This window comes from Streptomyces sp. NPDC025833 (assembly GCF_055558055.1).
Genome location: NZ_JBVHNF010000028.1, coordinates 14,747 through 28,241 on the forward strand (window position 1 = coordinate 14,747; position 13,495 = coordinate 28,241).

The 13,495-nt window shown below is 73.5% G+C and carries 15 protein-coding genes; 3 read left to right on the forward strand and 12 right to left on the reverse strand.

Features of this window, described 5'->3' with window-relative positions; translation table 11 throughout:
* Positions 1 to 19 precede the first annotated feature (19 nt).
* From ACZ4K2_RS34470 to ACZ4K2_RS34505, 8 genes are all read right to left on the reverse strand, one after another.
* Positions 20 to 979 carry an urease accessory protein UreD gene (locus ACZ4K2_RS34470; RefSeq protein ID WP_467480267.1) on the reverse strand — a complete coding sequence of 320 codons (960 nt, stop codon included), beginning with the start codon at positions 977 to 979 and terminating at the stop codon, positions 20 to 22.
* A 1-nt stretch (position 980) separates the two neighbouring features.
* The gene (gene ureG / locus ACZ4K2_RS34475; protein WP_467480265.1) at positions 981 to 1,601 is read right to left on the reverse strand and encodes an urease accessory protein UreG; all 621 of its coding nucleotides are present in this window, start codon (positions 1,599 to 1,601) and stop codon (positions 981 to 983) included.
* A gap of 26 nt (positions 1,602 to 1,627) precedes the next feature.
* A complete protein-coding gene (locus ACZ4K2_RS34480) occupies positions 1,628 to 2,374 on the reverse strand; it encodes an urease accessory protein UreF (RefSeq protein ID WP_467480263.1) in 747 nt (248 codons plus the stop codon).
* Positions 2,375 to 2,378: 4 nt separating this feature from the next.
* Complete coding sequence (ureC, locus tag ACZ4K2_RS34485) at positions 2,379 to 4,103, reverse strand: urease subunit alpha (protein ID WP_467480261.1); 1,725 nt, start codon at positions 4,101 to 4,103, stop codon at positions 2,379 to 2,381.
* Position 4,104: 1 nt separating this feature from the next.
* Positions 4,105 to 4,590, reverse strand: a complete 486-nt coding sequence (locus tag ACZ4K2_RS34490; protein ID WP_467480259.1) for an urease subunit beta — start codon at positions 4,588 to 4,590, stop codon at positions 4,105 to 4,107.
* Positions 4,587 to 5,564 (reverse strand): sirohydrochlorin chelatase, encoded by a 978-nt coding sequence (locus ACZ4K2_RS34495; protein WP_467480257.1) that lies wholly within the window; start codon positions 5,562 to 5,564, stop codon positions 4,587 to 4,589. Before ACZ4K2_RS34495 ends, ACZ4K2_RS34490 begins: the two co-directional genes overlap by 4 nt.
* 3 nt (positions 5,565 to 5,567) lie before the next feature.
* Positions 5,568 to 5,873, reverse strand: coding sequence for an urease subunit gamma (locus ACZ4K2_RS34500; protein ID WP_467480254.1), 306 nt, complete (start codon positions 5,871 to 5,873; stop codon positions 5,568 to 5,570).
* A gap of 86 nt (positions 5,874 to 5,959) precedes the next feature.
* Positions 5,960 to 6,931 carry an urea transporter gene (locus tag ACZ4K2_RS34505; protein ID WP_467480252.1) on the reverse strand — a complete coding sequence of 324 codons (972 nt, stop codon included), beginning with the start codon at positions 6,929 to 6,931 and terminating at the stop codon, positions 5,960 to 5,962.
* Positions 6,932 to 7,039: 108 nt separating this feature from the next.
* Between ACZ4K2_RS34505 and ACZ4K2_RS34510 the strand changes: the two genes are divergently transcribed.
* Both ACZ4K2_RS34510 and ACZ4K2_RS34515 read left to right on the forward strand, forming a co-directional pair.
* Positions 7,040 to 7,546, forward strand: coding sequence for a fluoride efflux transporter FluC (locus ACZ4K2_RS34510; protein ID WP_467480251.1), 507 nt, complete (start codon positions 7,040 to 7,042; stop codon positions 7,544 to 7,546).
* The gene (locus tag ACZ4K2_RS34515) at positions 7,546 to 7,920 is read left to right on the forward strand and encodes a fluoride efflux transporter FluC (RefSeq protein ID WP_467480249.1); all 375 of its coding nucleotides are present in this window, start codon (positions 7,546 to 7,548) and stop codon (positions 7,918 to 7,920) included. The genes ACZ4K2_RS34510 and ACZ4K2_RS34515 overlap by 1 nt, the downstream gene beginning before the upstream one ends.
* 83 nt (positions 7,921 to 8,003) lie before the next feature.
* On the opposite strand, the gene ACZ4K2_RS34520 is transcribed toward ACZ4K2_RS34515, so the two are convergent.
* Complete coding sequence (locus ACZ4K2_RS34520; protein ID WP_467480247.1) at positions 8,004 to 8,825, reverse strand: MerR family transcriptional regulator; 822 nt, start codon at positions 8,823 to 8,825, stop codon at positions 8,004 to 8,006.
* Between the two features lie 213 nt (positions 8,826 to 9,038).
* On the opposite strand from ACZ4K2_RS34520, the gene ACZ4K2_RS34525 reads away from it, so the two are divergent.
* Positions 9,039 to 11,093, forward strand: coding sequence for a restriction endonuclease (locus ACZ4K2_RS34525; RefSeq protein ID WP_467480245.1), 2,055 nt, complete (start codon positions 9,039 to 9,041; stop codon positions 11,091 to 11,093).
* A gap of 96 nt (positions 11,094 to 11,189) precedes the next feature.
* Here ACZ4K2_RS34525 and ACZ4K2_RS34530 read toward each other — a convergent pair whose 3' ends face one another.
* From ACZ4K2_RS34530 to ACZ4K2_RS34540, 3 genes are all read right to left on the reverse strand, one after another.
* A complete protein-coding gene (locus ACZ4K2_RS34530; protein WP_467480242.1) occupies positions 11,190 to 11,483 on the reverse strand; it encodes a hypothetical protein in 294 nt (97 codons plus the stop codon).
* A gap of 297 nt (positions 11,484 to 11,780) precedes the next feature.
* The gene (locus tag ACZ4K2_RS34535) at positions 11,781 to 12,761 is read right to left on the reverse strand and encodes a hypothetical protein (RefSeq protein ID WP_467480240.1); all 981 of its coding nucleotides are present in this window, start codon (positions 12,759 to 12,761) and stop codon (positions 11,781 to 11,783) included.
* Positions 12,762 to 12,834: 73 nt separating this feature from the next.
* Complete coding sequence (locus ACZ4K2_RS34540; RefSeq protein WP_467480238.1) at positions 12,835 to 13,299, reverse strand: hypothetical protein; 465 nt, start codon at positions 13,297 to 13,299, stop codon at positions 12,835 to 12,837.
* Positions 13,300 to 13,495: the final 196 nt, after the last annotated feature.

Sequence of the window (13,495 nt, forward strand, 5' to 3'; positions counted from 1 at the left end):
TCGCGGCGGGCGAAGGCGTTCACGGTTTGCGCAGGTCGGGGGCGGGGTGACCGGTGAGCAGCAGGCGTACGGCGGACCACGCGGCGCGGACGGCCCGGGTGACGCGGGGCTGTTCGTGGGCGAGGACGCGCACCCAGGCTCCGCACTCGTCCGGCAGGACGCTCGCCCCGTGCAGGACCTCGTGGCCGGTCAGGGAGTCGTGCAGGACGTCGGCGATCTCGGCGGCACGGCGGCGGCCGCTCACCACGAACAGCGAGGCGACGTGGTCGTGTCCGGCGAAGACACCGGGACCCGTCACCCCGCCCGGCCGCCCCGGCCGCAGCCGCAGGGTGTCCACCGCCCGCACCGTCCCGTCGGGCCGGCGGATCACCAGGTCGCTGCCGAGCACGGTGTAGGCGTGCCGTTCGCCCCGGGCGATCCGGCCCGCCGTGACCGTTTCCGCGTACACCAGCGTGGCGTCCTCGTCGACGGTCAGCTCCGCGTGCTGGTGGAAGCGCGCTCCGGCGAAGGGGATCAGCGGATCGGGCACGTACTCGACGTAGGAGCCGCCGGCCGCGGTCAGGTGGACGCGCTGCGTCGCGTAGTCCTGCTCCATCCGGTACACCTTGGTGGCGGCCTGCGTGGTGCACAGGACCTGGGTGTCCGGCCCGCACCGCAGGTCCAGCCGGTAGCGGTCCGCCTGGGCGACGCCCCCGCCGGTGGCCATCACGTAGACGCACGCCATGCCGGGCAGGGCCGGGTCGACGTACAGCGGGCGCATGATCTCCAGGGGTGACTTCTGGTACCGCTCGACCAGTTCCGTACGGTCGCCGCGGCGGGCGAAGCCGAGATCGAGGACGCCGACCTTGGCGGGCGAACCGGGGCCGAGGGTATCGGGCGCCGCCGAGAACGCCGACAGCTCCGGCGGGAGCCGGGCCGGCTCGTAGTACTCCGGTGCGAGCCGGTCGCGGACGGTCCGCACGTCGGCGACGCCGGCCACGTCAGACCAGCGCCTTGCGCCGGGACTCCAGGAAGGCGGCGACCTCGTCGACACCCTTGCCGGTCAGACAGTCGGTCAGCACCACCGGTCCGTCGCCGCGCACCCGGTGGGCGTCGGACTCCATCACGCCGAGGTCGGTCCGCACGTACCGGGCGATGTCGATCTTGTTGATGACGAGCAGGTCGGAGTCGGTGATGCCCGGGCCCCGCTTGCGCGGCATCTTCTCCCCCTCCGCGGTGTCCAGCACGAAGACGAACACGTCCACCAGGGCCGGGCTGAAGGTGAGGGTCAGGTTGTCGCCACCGCTCTCGTAGAGGAGCACGTCGATGTCCGGGCAGCGCTCCAGCATCTCGGCGCCCGCGGCCAGGTTCATCGTCGGGTCGTCGCGCACGGCGGTGTGCGGGCAGGCGCCCGTCTCCACGCCGACGACGCGGTCGCCGTCCAGGACGCCGGCGAGCGTGCGGCGGACGTGCTGGGCGTCCTCCTGGGTGTAGATGTCGTTGGTGATCACTCCGGGCCGGCGGCCGCCCTCGATCAGGACCGGCACGAGTGCCTCGACGAGGGCGGTCTTCCCCGAGCCGACGGGGCCGCCGATGCCGACGCGCAGGACGTTGTCTCGCATGGTCTCTTCCTCCCGTACCGCAACGGTCAGCTGGCGAACAGGCGGGCCTCGGCCCGCTCGTGACGGGCGGACATGACGTCCGCGGCGAACGTGGTGGCACCGATGTCGTCGAGGTCGCGGTCCAGTGCCTCACGGGTGGTCTCCGCGATGACCGGGACCGTCCGCCGCAGCAGGACCTGGGCCAGGCGGTGGTCGGTCAGCCGCAGTCTGAGTGCCGCGCCGGCGAAGCTCGCGCAGAACGCGAAGAGGTCGGCGGCGACGGCCTGCCGCGCGGGTACCCCGGCCGACGCGTACACGATCCCGGCGGCGACGGCCTGCGTGCCCGGCGCCCCGCGGGCCGTCACCTCGCGGTGGTACCGGGCGACGTCCTCCGCGCCGAAGACCTCGGCGGCCAGGTCCAGCAACTGCCGCCCGGTGCGCACGGCGGCCTGCCGCACCTCCCGGTTGAGCTTCGTGGCGTACAGCCGCCGGTCCGTCGCGGCCACCGCCGCCCAGTCACCCGCGCCGGCGGCCCGGTGGGCCAGGGCCAGCGCGGTGGCGTCGGACGGGCCGACGCCGTTCCTGAGCAGGTCGTGCAGCAGCGCGGGCAGGGAGTCCCGGTCGACGGCCCCTGCCTGGACGTAGCCCTCCAGACCGTGGGACAGGGTGTAGAAGCCGCTGGGGAAGGCCGAGTCGGTCAGCTGGAGGCTGACGAGGAGGTGCTCCAGGTCCGTGTCCGGTGGCGCACCGTCCCGGGCGGGGTCGTCCGGGACGGCTTCCGCGTCGCGGTACATGCGCTCAGGCCAGGAAGAAAAGCTGGTTCAGCGGCAGTTTCCCGGCCGGGTCGATGGTCACCACCTCGCCGTCCACCGTGACCTTGTACGTCTCCGGGTCGACCGCGATGTCCGGCACCACGTCGTTGCGCACCATGTTGTGCTTGCCGATGGTCCGGGTCTTGCGCACCGGCAGCACCATGCGTTCCAGGCCCAGCCGCTCGGGCACTCCGGCGGCGACGCCGGCCTGTGACATGAAGGTGACGTGCGTGGCCTGCAGGGCGCGCCCGTAGCGGCCGAACGACGGCCGGTAGTAGACGGGCTGCGGGGTGGGCAGCGAGGCGTTGGGGTCGCCCATCTGCGCCCAGGAGACGATGCCGCCCTTGATGACCATCTTCGGCTTGGCCCCGAAGGAGTGGATGGGCCACAGCACGATGTCCGCCAGCTTGCCGGCCTCGATCGACCCGATGTGGTCCGAGACGCCGCTGGCGATGGCCGGGTTGATGGTGACCTTGGCCAGGTAGCGCAGGACGCGCTGGTTGTCGTTGCGCTCGGAGTCCTCCGGCAGCGGTCCGAAGGCCTCCTTGCACACGTGCGCGATCTGGAAGGCCCGGGTGACGGACTCGCCGATCCGGCCCATCGCCTGGGAGTCGGACGAGATCATGCTGATGATGCCCCGGTCGTGCAGGACCGTCTCGGCGGCGATCGTCTCCGCGCGCACCCTGCTGTCGGCGAAGGCCACGTCCTCGGGGATGTCGTGGCTGAGGTGGTGGCAGACCATCACCATGTCCAGCAGTTCGTCCACCGAGTTCCTGGTGTACGGCAGCGTGGGATTGGTGGACGACGGCAGGACGTTGGGCTCGCCGGTGACCCGCAGGATGTCGGGGGCGTGGCCGCCGCCCGCTCCCTCGCTGTGGAAGGTGTGGATCGTACGGCCGTCGATCGCCGACCGGGTGTCCTCGAAGAACCCGCCCTCGTTGAGGGTGTCGGTGTGGATGGCGATCTGGATGTCGTGGCGGTCGGCGACGGCCAGCGCGTTGTCGATGACGGCGGGGGTGGAGCCCCAGTCCTCGTGGACCTTCAGGGCGGCGGCGCCGGCCTCGATCTGCTCGTCCAGCGCGCCGGGCAGGCTGCCGTTGCCCTTGCCCATGATGCCGAGGTTGACCGGCAGGCCCTCGGCGGCCTGCAGGAGCCGGGCGAGGTTGTAGGGGCCGGGGGTGCAGGTCGTGCCGTTGGTCCCGTCCGTCGGCCCGGTGCCGCCGCCGAACAGCGTCGTGATGCCGTTGCTGAGGGCCTGATCGCACTGCTGGGGGGTGATGAGGTGCACGTGCGCGTCCATGGCACCGGCGGTGGCGATCAGGTGCTCCCCGGCGATGACCTCCGTGCCGGTGCCGACGACGAGGCGGGGGTCCACGGCGTCCTGGGTCTGCGGGTTGCCGGCCTTGCCGATGCCCGCGATGAAGCCGTCCTTGACGCCGATGTCGCACTTGACCACGCCGGCCACCGGGTCCATGACCACGACGTTGGTGATCACCAGGTCGAGGGCGCCCTGCGCGGCGGTGGCCTGCGGATCGGAGGCCATGCCGTCCCGCATGGTCTTGCCGCCGCCGTAGACCACCTCGTCGCCGTAGGACCCCTCGCGGACGTCCCTCTCGACCTCCACCACGAGGTTGGTGTCGGCCAGCCGGAACCGGTCGCCCACCGTCGGGCCGAACATGGCTGCGTACTGCTCACGGGAAAGGGTGGGCATGTCAGTGGGACTCCTTCTTCTCGGCCTTCCCGGCCTTCCCGGCGCCGGACCTGCCCGGCCCCGCCTTCTTCCGGTCCGCCTTGTCCCCGCCTTCGTGCCGCGCGTCGTCGTCCTGGCCCGCGCCGCGGAAACCACGCCGCAGGGCCCGGCCGACGGCCTCGACCCGGGCCGGGTGCGACTTGGTGCTGCCGTTGAGGAGGCCGCTGAAACCGGTGAGGCGGCCGGTGCCGGCGTACGCGCACAGCTCCACCTCGTGGGTGCCGCCGGGTTCGAAGCGGACCGCCGTGCCGGCGGCGATGTTCAGGTGCATGCCGAGCGCCACGTCCCGGTCGAAGTCCAGGGCGGGGTTCACCTCGAAGAAGTGGTAGTCGGAGCCGACCTGGACCGCCCGGTCGCCGGTGTTGCGGACGGTGACCCTGACCGTCCGCCGGCCGGCGTTTATCTCGATCGGACCGTCGCCGTACTGGTATCGGGGAGGAAGCGTCATCGTGGGCTCCTGTGTGGGGGAGGGGCGTGCGGGACGGCACCGGGGTGCGTGCGTCCGTCGTACGGCGCCGCCCGGACGGCGGCGCGCGGGCCGTGGGGCCGGTCGTGGGGTGCTTCGGGTCCGCCGTCGAGCTCCGGGGGAGCGTGGGGTCCGTGCGGGGACCGGTGTTCCTCCGGGCCGTGGGCGCGGCCGGACGTGGGGGCGTGCCGCCCCTGCCCACGGGGGTCGGCGTGCCGGCCGGGCTCGTGGGCGTGCCCGCCCGGCCCGTGCGCGTGGCCGTGGCCGTGGGACGCGGTGAGGCCCCGGGACAGGCCGTCGTCGCCCAGCCGTTCGTGCCGCTCCCACGCCTCGCGCACCCGGGCGTCCACAACACCCGCCACCGCGGCGGCCGGGAGCAACGATCCGCCCACCCGGCAGTACCCGGGATCCGGGCTGCCGGGGACCACCCAGGAGGCGGGCAGCAGGACGGCGCTCCGCGCACCGAGGGCACGGCAGCGCCGTACGCCTTCGGCCGGATCCGGGTCCCCGCCGATCAGCGCCACCTCGACCGTGCGGTGCCGGCCGTACTGCCGTACCAGGCGGGCGATCCGGAAGAGGTCGGCGTCGGCGAACGGGTCGCCCGACGGCGCGGTGACCAGCAGCGCCGTGTCGTCGGCCACCCGCGTGGCCGCGGCGCGGAGCCAGCCGACCAGGTGGTCGGCGGTGCCGAACGGCGCGGCCAGCACGGTCCCGGCGCGCTGTCCGGCGGAGAGGTCCAGCAGGGCGCGCGCGGCGTCGGCGGCCAGTTCCGGGTCCCTGCCCAGGGTCATCGGCACCACGCAGACGGGCTCGCCCCGGTCGCGCAGCGCGCCGACGCACCGCACCAGCGCGCGTCCGCCGGTCACACAGGGAACGCGCGGGTGCAGCAGGCCGCGCAGGGCCCGCCCGCCGTCGCTCTCGTGCCCGGCGACCGCGACCACCTCGCCGCTGGGCACGGGTCAGCCGCCGACCGGGTCGTGGCAGGAGACGAGCTTGTTGCCGTCCTCGAAGGTGGCCTCCACCTGGAGCAGCGGCAGCATCTCCCGCACGCCCGGCATGGTCTCGTCCTCGCCGATGACGGTGCGGCCCAGCTCCATGCAGTCGGCGACGGTCCTGCCGTCCCTGGCCGCCTCCAGGATGGCCTCGCTGATCAGCGCCACCGACTCGCTGTAGTTGAGCTTGAGTCCGCGCTCGCGGCGTTTGCGGGCCAGGTCGGCCACCACGTAGACGAGCAGTTTGTCGATTTCCCGGGGGGCCAGGTTCATGAACCGCGCCTTTCCTTCTCGTACGAACGGTGTGTGCTCCGCTGAACGGGTGGCTGCTCCGTGAGGTCCCGGGCGGGGGGCGGCCTTCAGGTCACGTCGGCGCGCGTGATGCGCGGGAGGAAGGGGACGGCCGCCAGCAGCGCCCAGGTGGTGATGTTGAACGGCCAGGTGAACGTGTGGCTTCCGAAGGCGGTGAAGAACACCGACAGCGAGGCCGTCAGCGCGGTGCTCGCGGCCGCGGCCAGCACGGTGTACGCGTAATTCCAGACGGTCGGCCGCAGCAGGACGACGCCGAACGCGAGGGCCGTCAGCACGGCGTTGTAGCCGTAGATCCCCTCGTGGATCAGGACGGCCGGCGCGCCGAGCGCCCACGCGGTGAGCAGGCCGACGACGCTGCCGACCGCGGCGAACAGGCCCACCTTCCAGCCGGCCAGGAACAGCCCGGCCAGCATGATCAGACCCACGTACCAGGTTCCGGCGAAGAAGATCTGGGAGACGTTCGAGAAGAACCCCTGCCACAGGTCGGTCCAGCCGACGACGGGACTGGTGGGAGTGGCCGGTGTGACGGCGCTGGGCGGGGTTCCGTGCCAGACGCGTGCGAACGAGGGGGCGCCCAGGACCATGACGAGGGCGACCAGGCAGAACGGCCCGGTGAACGCCTTGAGTCCGAAGGGTGCGAGCAGGTGGGTGAGGGCGGCCGTGACCAGGGTGCACATGACGGCGGCGGACACCGCCAGGACGTAGCTCGACGGGTGGTTGCCCAGGTACACCACCATGGAGATCGCCCCGAGCACGCCGCAGTAGGTCATCAGGCCCTGGGTCAGCGTGTCCCGCTCGACCGCGAGCAGGCGGGCCGTGAGGGTCGAGACGACCGCGCCGATGACGGCGAAGAGCCCCATCTGCCAGCTCTCCACCCACAGTGCCGCGAGGATGACCAGTGACGTCCACACACTCGCCTGGAAGTCCACCTGGCCCACGCCGCGGACCGCGCCGAGCAGCGTCTCCCGCGGAGAGGACGACGGTGGCGCGGCCGAGGGTATCGGGGGCTGGGAAGTCAACGGGTGCTCCTTCGCGCGGACGTGGCTGATGGGCCGAACGCGGGACGGGCGGCAGGATCCACCACCCGGCACGGGTCGATGGAACGTTTCACTGCTTAATGTGACGATATGCAGCTTCTGCGTGATGTGCACCTGCACCCCCACCCGGACCACACGGCCGGCTCGCGCGCCCCCGTGGTCGCCGTCGTGGCGGTGGGCGGCGCGGCAGGCGCGGTCCTGCGCTACGGCGCCTCACACGTGTGGCGCAACGGCAGCGACGCCTACCTGGTGTGGCGGACCGGGGCGGCGGTCTTCCCCTGGACGACCCTGCTGGTCAACGCGGTCGGCTGCTTCCTCATGGGGGTGCTGACCGTCGCCGTCAAGGAGCGCTTCACCGGGGCGCCCCGGCTGCTCAACCCCCTGCTGGGCACGGGCGTCCTCGGCGGCTTCACCACGTTCTCGTCCTACACGGACGACACCCGGCGGCTGATCGAGAACGACCAGGCGGCCCTGGGCATGGGGTACTTCTTCCTGACCGTGGCCGGCGCGCTCGGCGGCGTGTCCCTCGGCGTACTCCTGGCCCGCCTGGCGCTGACCCGCCGCCGCCCCGGCCCCGGACCGCGGGGCGGTACCTGATGGGCGAGTGGCTCCTGGTCGTGGCGGGCGGAGCGGTCGGCGCACCGGCCCGCTACCTGATCGGCACGGCGACACGCGAGCTTCTGCGGTCGGCGTTCCACTGGGGCACCTTCCTCGCCAACATGGCCGCCTCCCTGCTGCTGGGCTTCTTCGTGGAGGCGGGCACCGGCGGCGCGCTCGGGGCGCCGGGGCAGGCGCTGCTGTCGACGGGGTTCTGCGGCGCCCTGTCCACCTGGTCGACCTTTTCGCAGGAGCTGCTGTCCATGACGAGCGCCCGCCGGATCACGGGGGCCGCCGGCTACCTGCTCGTGACGGTCGCCCTGGGTCTGGGACTGTCCTTCGCGGGCGCGGCCGCCGCCCGGAGCCTGTGGTGAGCGGTACCCGCGGGACGCTCCCGCGCTGTGCGGCGGCACCCCTGCCCGGTCTGCGGCAGGGGTGCCCATGAGGGGGCGGCCGGTCAGGCGGGTGTCACCGGTGTCTGGAGTTCGGTCACCCAGTCGTCGCGGTCGTCGGGGCATTCCAGGCTGACCTCGCGGGGGTAGCCCTCGGCGCGGTAGCCGCCCGCGTCGATCCAGCGGGCCAGGGTCTGGACGGTGGGGAGCACGGTGTCCATGGAGCCGCGGTGGACGATCGTCGCCGCCCGGCCGAAGCCGGGCAGGTCGTGGATGTGCAGGGATCCGTCCCGGGGCGGGGCGGCGACCTGGACGGCGGCGTGGACGGTGATCCGCCCGCCGCCTTCGGGGGCGTCCTCGTAGTACGCGATGCCGGGACCGGTGGGGGCGATGCCCTCCGCCTCCAGGCGGGCGAACAGCTCGGTGTAGAGGGGCCCGACGACCGGGCCGATGTCCCCGGGGTCGAAGCCGGCGGCGGTCGCGGTCAGCTCCGCGACCCGGACGGCGGGGACGTGCTTGAGGACGACGTCGTGGGTGGGCATGTGCCCCTCGCTCTCGATCGCTCGGAGCCTCGCCTCGACCTGGACCAGCCGTGCCTCCGCGGCGGTCACGGCCGCCCGCAGTTCGGCTCGCCGCAGCCGGAGCATGCCGCGCAGTTCCGCGGGCTCCGCCCTGTCGTCCACGATGTCGCCCACCTGCTGGAGGGTGAAACCGAGGTCCTTGAGCGCGATGATCCGGTTGAGGCGGGCGAGCTGGGCCGCGGTGTAGTAGCGGTACCCGCTCGACGGGTCGACGTGGGCCGGGCGCAGCAGGCCGGTCGCGTCGTAATGACGCAGCATCCGGACCGAGACGCGGCCGTGCCGGGCGAAGTCTCCGATGGTGAACATGATGTCTCCGAGTCGACCGCCTGACACGGTGTGAGGGTCAAGACGCTACCCGGCGGACCGTCCGCGCCCCGCCCCGGGCGGCCCCCCCACCGGGGACGGCCGGGCAGGTCGCTCCCGCCGCGCGGATAGGCGAGCCGGCGGGCGCTGGATAGAGTGTTCCGTCACAACCGGTTGTGGGGACAACCGAAGCGCCTCGGGGAGGGCACGCACCGCATGAGTCGTCGTTCCAACGGTTCGGTCGGCGTCTGGGCTGAGATGCAGCGCCAGCAGCAACGCCAGGTGGAGGCCGACGAACGGCGACGGCGGCAGGAAGCGCAGCAGGCGCGCGCCCGGCAGCGGCGAGCTGCCCAGAGCCACCGCGAGTACATGCAGGCGGAGGCGGCGCGGCGCACCGAGGAACTGGACGCGCGGGTCGCGTCGCTGCAAGGTCTCCTCGCCGCGGGCTGCCGGGCCCCGGCCTTCCGGGCCTCCTCCCTCATGCACCCGGAAGAGGTCCAGCCGTTCGCCCCCGGGCCGCTGGCGCAGCCCGTGCCCATGCCGGACCCCGCGCACTACCAGGCGCAGGGCGGGTGGACCGCAGGCCGCCGCGCGCAGGCCGAGGCTCGGGCGCGCTTCGAGCGGGACTGGCACGCGGCCCGGGCGGCGGAGGAGCGGCGCCGGCAGCAACTGGCGGCGTACCAGCGGGAGTACCAGCAGTGGGCCGATGCCCAACTGGCCGGGGTGCGGCGGCACAACGCCGGCGTCGCCGAGCTGGACGAGGGGGTGCGGCGGCGCGACCCGGACGCCGTGGTCGAGTACTTCTCCGCCGCTCTCTACGCGTCGACCGCGTGGCCGGAGGGTTTCCCCCGCCGGGTGACGGCGGCCTACGACCCGGCGGCCGGGCAACTGGTGCTGGACTGGGAGCTGCCCGCCTACGACGTCGTCCCCGAGACGAAGTCGGTGCGGTACCAGCAGGCGGCGGACCAGTACAAGGAGACTCCCCGGCCGGTGACCCAACGCCGGGCCCTGTACCGGGAGGTCCTCGCCCAGTGCATGCTGCTCGTCCTGCACGAACTCTTCGCCGCGGACGAACAGGGCGCGCTGGACTCGGTCACGCTGAACGGGTTCGTGGACGGGCACGACCCCGCGACGGGCCGGCCGGGCCGGATCCACCTGGCCACCGTCATGGCGCCGCGTGCGACCTTCCGCGAGCTGCACCTCGCACAGGTGGACGCCGGCAGCTGCCTGGCCGACGGACTGCGCGGGCAGCTCACCGCCCGCCCCGACCAGCTCACCCCCGTCCGGCCGAGCCGCCGGCCCGAGGAGGTCGGGAACCGTGTCGTCACGCACGGCGGCGACGAGGAACCCGACCTGTACGAGATGGATCCGGTCGCCTTCGAGAACCTCGTCGCCGATCTCTTCCGGGCCATGGGGATGCAGGCCGTCACCACGCAGCGCTCGAACGACGGCGGGGTGGACGTCGACGCGCTCGACCCGGCGCCCATCCGGGGCGGCAAGATCGTCGTGCAGGTGAAGCGCTACCGCAACACCGTGCCGCCCACCGCCGTCCGTGACCTGTACGGGACGGTGCAGGACGCGGGCGCCAACAAGGGCGTCCTCGTGACCACGTCACGCTTCGGCCCCGGCTCGCACACCTTCGCGAACGGCAAGCCGCTGGAGCTGATCCAGGGCACCGAACTGGTCGACCTGCTGCACCGGCACGGTCTCCGCGGCCGCCTGGGCGACGGGGCCCGTGACAGCGGGACGCGGCCGTCGCCGCCGGTCCACGAACCCCGGCTGCCCGACGACTACAACGTCCTGGGCATGTCCTGGACGGGGAGCGTCGCCCTGGACGTGTGCGCCCTCGTCTGCCGCGGGGACCGGGTCCTCGGCGACGATCACTTCGTCTTCTTCAACAACCCGCGGACGCCCGACGGCGTGGTGCGCGTGTTCCCCGCCACCGCGCCGGACAAGGCCGCGATCTGCGTCTCCTTCGACGCGCTGCCGGCCGAGGCCGACCGGTTCGTCCTGGTGGCCGCCGTCGACCCGGAGGTCAACCCGGACGCCGACCTCTCCGGCTTCACGGACGCGTGCATCCGGCTGCTCGACCCCGGCATGACCGAGCTGGGCAGGCTGGAGGTCTCCGACGGCCGGCCGGGTGAGACCGCCCTGGTGCTCGGCTCGTTCCGCCGCAGGTCCACCGGGGACTGGGACTTCGTCCTCGGCGGCAAGGGGTACACCGGCGGGCTGGAACAGCTCGTCGGGGACTACGGCATCGAGGTGGAGTAGGTCCGCCGGGCAGCGGCCGTACGTGATCGCCGGCAGGTCCCGCCCGGGGGCCGGCGGTGCGGGGCGCGGTGCGCGCCTCGGCCGCGGTGCGCGGGCTCAGCCCCCGTGCGCCGGGAACTGCGCAAGCTGGTCCTTGATCCAGGGGTTGTAGACCACGAGCTGCCGGGCGGCGGCCGGGTCGAAGGTCGCCACCTGGCCGACGACCCAGGGGTCGACCTGCGCGCCGGACGGCTGCTGCCGGGCGGTGGGGTGGCTGACGGCCTTGGTGACCTGGGCGGGAACGTGCGCCGGTGCCTGCTGGTGGGACGCCGCCAGGGCGGGGGCGCCACCGGCCAGCAGGGCGCCTCCGGCGATCGCCACGGGGATGCCGGCGGTCGCTGCCCGTCGCATCAGGTTCTTCACGGTGGTACCTCCAGGCTCGTGGTCGTCATCGGCGGTGGAGGGAAAGTGGAATCGATCCCTCCGGTTCGTTCGCCTACCCGACGCGATGCCCGGCATGCGCGCCGACGGGCGGAAGGTTTCCCCGGCCGGGCCACCCCCGGCCGGGCTCCGGAGCGTCACCGGGATGAGATTTTGTGCGACCGCCGGCGGATCTCTCTCCGCCGATCGCGCCCGGCGACCCGTCGTCGGCGCGAGCAGCCCGGCAGGGCGGGGCGGGCGGTTCGCGGTTCCGGGCGGCGCGGCTCGTCAGGACCGCCCGGGGGAGAGCCGGTGCGTCAGCCGGTCGATCGCCCGCACGGTCCGCGCGCGGGCCGCCGCCACCTCCTCCAGTTCCGGGCCGTACCGCCCGATCGCCGCGTTCTGGTAGGCCGACTCGACCGCGAACCAGACACCCACGAGATTGGTGCGCGCCTTGCACGCGACGTCCGCCCGCGCCTGGGCGATCTCCGCCCGGGACGGCCGCTCGGCGTTCGCGGACGGCACCTCGTCCATGGGCGTGTCCATCCGGAAGCCCCGGGAGCGCAGGCACGCCGACCAGGCCGAGAACACCCTGCGCACCCGGGGATCGGCCATGGACCGTTCGAAACCGTCGGCCTTGACGCGGGCGACGATCCCCTCCGGGTCGGTGCCCGGACCCTGCGGACCCGCGGCACCGAGCACCCGCTCGGCCTCGCCGAGGCACCCTCCGCCCGGGATGGCCCGGCCCGCGTGGGAGGTGACGGGTGAGCCCGAGGTGTCCACCCCCGTGAGGACACCTCGGACCACCGGCGAGGGCGGCTTCGGCCCCGCGGACCGGACCGGGACGGCGCCCGCCGCGGTGGGGGCGTGGTAGCCCCACGTCCGGGCCTCGGCGGCATCCGTGAGCCCGTAGCGCCGGTACAGCACCGTGTACGCGTCCAGGGCCTGCCGCCGCGGCCCGGAGCCGGCCGGCGGGCGCACCGCGTGCGGGTACGGCACGGACAGCCGCCGCATGCAGGCCCGTACGACCGCGTCGTCCGCCTCGTCGAGGGCCACGGACTGGCGGGGGGTCAGCATGTAGCGCTCCACCGGCAGGTGGAGGCCGCCGACCCCGAGGACCCGGGGGACCGCGCCCAGGACGGGCGGCTCGGGCGGTCCCGGCGACGGGGAGGGGGCGCAGGCTGTGAGGGCCGTCAGCAGCAGCGCGCCGGTGGCGAGCGGGGCGCGCCACGTCCGGCGCGCACCGGCGGGAGCGGGGAGGTACGCCATGTGAGGGCTTCCTTCGGAAGGCGGACGCGGTGCCCCGCCCCGGGGCGGGGCACCGCGTGATCCCGGGACGGGTTCAGTGGCCGATGCCGGGGCAGCGGGTGTGGTCCGAGACGGCGATGGACGCCTCGTTGTTGCGCATCCAGCTCGTCAGGTTCCCGCCCTTGTAGGGCGCGAGCCAGTTGGAGTCGCCGCGGTACTGCGGCGAGTACCAGATGCCCACGTTGCACCCGGTGCCGTTCTGGGCGGAAGCGGCGTTGTTGCGGACCTTCTTGCCGGCGCCCGGCTTGCTGCCGGTGAACTTCTTGCTGCCGAGGTCGCCGATCAGCAGCGCCTTGCTCCGGTACGGCGCGTTCTTCGCGTTGGGCGAGTAGTACAGGCAGAACGTGTACGGGCTGGCGGCGTTGCAGTCGGACTTGCTGTTCCAGCTGCCGATGTTCGCGCTGCGGGCCTCGGCGTGCGTGGCGAGGCCGCCCAGGGCCATCGCGGCCGTGGCCATGAGTACTCCGGCGCGGGTGGTGACCCTCTTGGTGATCGTCATGTCGCCTTCTCCTGGCGTCGTGTGTCGTCTCCGCGGGACGCGGAACGGCCCTCCGGCGAGGCCCGCGACACCGAGTTCAGCCGCCGGCGCGTTGTTCAGCAGCCCCCCGGCGCCGTACTGAACAATCCGGATCCGCCCGGCCGCGGGCCCGGGACGCGCTTGCGGCGGGCCCCGGCGGCTCCCTAGGGTGGCGGGC